Raw genomic sequence first — 635 nt, 5'->3', positions numbered from 1 at the left:
GTGCTTTTATCAAACTCCATTGCAGTGCAGCTGAATGTAGTTTCCGTGGGACCGTACATCGTCACAAAGTGCTTGACCCTGTCCCTCCACATTTCCAACTGGTGTTGCATCACACGCTCTCCACCAAGAGCAATATTCACCACCGAGGGGAGTTCACAGTTGACAACAAGATCAAAGATTGATGGAGTCATCATGAGGTGTGTGATCTGCAAACCATACGAAGCGTCAAACAAACAATTATATACCCTGCAACATGCATGTGATATTCCTTGAATGACATGCCAGTGAGCGCACCTTTACAGTGTTGATGAGTAGCTCCAGTTCATCCAATAATGCGCACTTTGGGGCAAGTACCAGAGTCGCACCCATGGAGAAGGTGGGGAACTGAATACCATAGCTCATATCAAAGGTCATGGGACTCGAGAGCAAGAACCGGCTCCCTGGACCCAGGTCCTTGTACACGCAAAACGCCCCATGTTGAATGAAAGAAGACATATTTGTATGTTCCAAAACCACGCCCTAGGCTTCCCTGTTGTGCCCGAGGTGTAAATGATGTAGCAAGAGGTATTGGGAGCTGGGGGACACCAGTCCACAGTACTGGGTTCTAGAAGAAGAGCATCGTTGAGAATGTTTAT

The 635-nt window shown here is 47.7% G+C and carries 1 protein-coding gene; it reads right to left on the bottom strand.

Going from position 1 to position 635, the window contains the following annotated elements; translation table 11 throughout:
- Positions 1–233 (bottom strand): AMP-binding protein (locus GY791_11035; GenBank protein MCP4328957.1); only part of this gene is annotated, 233 nt, incomplete at its 3' end.
- Between the last annotated feature and the right edge of the window lie 402 nt (positions 234–635).

Source organism: Alphaproteobacteria bacterium (assembly GCA_024244705.1).
GTDB lineage: Bacteria > Pseudomonadota > Alphaproteobacteria > JAAEOK01 > JAAEOK01 > JAAEOK01.
This window is presented reverse-complemented; position numbering and strand designations above follow the sequence as displayed.